This is a genomic window from Okeania sp. (assembly GCF_983059655.1).
The window spans coordinates 1-2,307 of sequence record NZ_CEZPJD010000272.1; the positions used below are offsets into that span (position 1 = coordinate 1).

Annotated in this window: 1 protein-coding gene; it reads left to right on the forward strand. The window is 40.5% G+C overall.

Annotated elements, in window-relative coordinates:
• Positions 1–610: 610 nt before the first annotated feature.
• Positions 611–2,307, forward strand: a 1,697-nt coding sequence (nifJ, locus tag AC3DU7_RS16190) for a pyruvate:ferredoxin (flavodoxin) oxidoreductase (RefSeq protein WP_488040357.1), incomplete at its 3' end; no start/stop codon positions are given.

Below are 2,307 nucleotides of genomic sequence, written 5' to 3' on the forward strand. Positions count from 1 at the left end.
AGTAAAGTTTAAAAGTTTTATTGACAATTTTTTTAATTTAGCAGTTATTTTTTCAAGTTTTTGTTATGTGCAAAAGTCAAGTTTTGTAAAAAAACTTTAAGTCATAGTCCGATTAGGAAGAAATAGATCGGATAATAAAAGTTAAGAGGATGTTTGAGAAATATCCGATGAAACCGATATACCTAAAAAACCTAACCTTCCTTTCTTTATTCCATAAAAGGGAATGAGGATTTTCAAGTCTTTTTGAAGAAGAGCAGAAGGGAAAATTGCTTATGGATAATCAACGACTTGCCACGGGCGTGTCTTATAACCCCAAACAATTTTAAGCATCGTGTAGATAATGGGGTATTAAACTCACAAAAGAAAAGATAAACTAAGAGGATTGACTTAATCAAAGAATAAGGGATAAAACAATACAGAAATTTTCAATCAAATCTCTTAAAAAAAGAATTGTTGTGATTTAAAACACAAAAGTTTAGCTTGAGCAAAAAACGCAGATTTATAGAAGTAAATAAAGAGGTAGAATTTTCAGCATTTGGCCATTAAATTAACAACTAAACAAATCCACAATATTTGTAAATAACCAGAGAATTTCCACAGGAGAATATTTATGAGTGACAAAACCTTTGCAACACTAGACGGTAACGAAGCAGTTGCCCGTGTTGCCCACAAACTCAATGAGGTCATTGCCATCTATCCCATCACTCCCTCCTCGCCAATGGGTGAATGGGCAGATGCTTGGTCTTCTCAAGGCACGCCGAATATTTGGGGTACAGTTCCTAGTGTGGTTGAAATGCAGAGTGAGGGTGGGGCGGCCGGAGCAGTACATGGTTCGTTGCAAACAGGTTCCCTAACTACCACGTTCACAGCATCTCAGGGATTATTATTAATGATTCCGAATCTTTATAAAATTGCTGGGGAACTCACTTGTTGTGTTATTCATGTTGCAGCTCGTTCTCTGGCAGCTCAAGGTCTTTCTATATTTGGCGACCACAGTGATGTGATGGCGGCTCGTGCTACTGGTTTTGCGATGTTGTGTTCTGCTTCGGTACAAGAAGCTCACGACTTGGCGCTTGTTTCTCAAGTTGCCACTCTGGAAGCAAGACTGCCATTTATTCATTTCTTTGATGGTTTCCGCACTTCCCACGAAGTACAGAAAATTGAACTTCTGCCAGAAACGGTTTTGCGGGAAATGATCGATGATGAATTTGTTTTTGCTCACCGCGCTCGTGGTTTGACTCCTGACAGACCAGTTTTGCGGGGTACTGCTCAAAACCCGGATGTTTATTTCCAAGCTAGGGAAAGTGTCAACCCTTTTTACACGGCAACTCCGGATATTGTGCAGAAAGCAATGGATAAATTTGCCGAACTGACTGGGCGACAATATCAATGTTTTGAATATCACGGTGCTGCTGATGCAGACAGGGTTGTTATTCTCATGGGGTCTGGTTGTGAAACGGTTCACGAAACTGTAGACTACTTAACCGCCAATGGTGAAAAGGTTGGGGTATTGAAAGTTAGACTATATAGACCATTCGATGCTAGAAGGTTAGTCGCAGCATTACCTGAAACTGTGAAAAAAATTGCGGTGTTAGACCGGACAAAAGAACCGGGTGCAAGTGGCGAACCTCTGTATCAAGATATAGTTACTGCTCTGAATGAAGAGTGGTCAGGCGCAATGCCAAAAGTAGTAGGCGGTCGTTATGGTTTATCTTCCAAAGAGTTTAACCCGGCAATGGTGAAGAGCGTGTTTGACAACCTCAGTGCTGACAAACCCAAAAATCATTTTACTGTCGGTATTAATGACGACCTTTCTCACACATCCTTACCTTTCGATGCAGGTTTCTCTATCGAACCAGATAATGTTGTGCGGGCAATGTTTTATGGTTTGGGTTCCGATGGTACTGTCGGTGCGAATAAAAACTCGATTAAAATTATTGGGGGAGAAACTGACAACTACGCTCAAGGTTATTTTGTCTATGACTCGAAAAAATCTGGTGCTGTTACTGTCTCCCACCTCCGCTTCGGTGCTAACCCCATTCGTTCGACTTATCTCATCGACCAAGCAAATTTTGTCGGTTGTCACCAATGGAGTTTTCTAGAAAAATTAGACGTTTTGACTTCCGCAGCTAATGGCTCTATTTTTCTGATGAATAGTCCCTACGCTGATGATGAAGTTTGGCAACAGTTGCCAGTAGAAATTCAAGAACAAATTATCCGCAAGAATTTAAAAGTCTACGTCATCAATGCCAATAAAGTTGCTAGTGACAGTGGGATGAGAGGACGCATTAATACAGTAATGCAAAC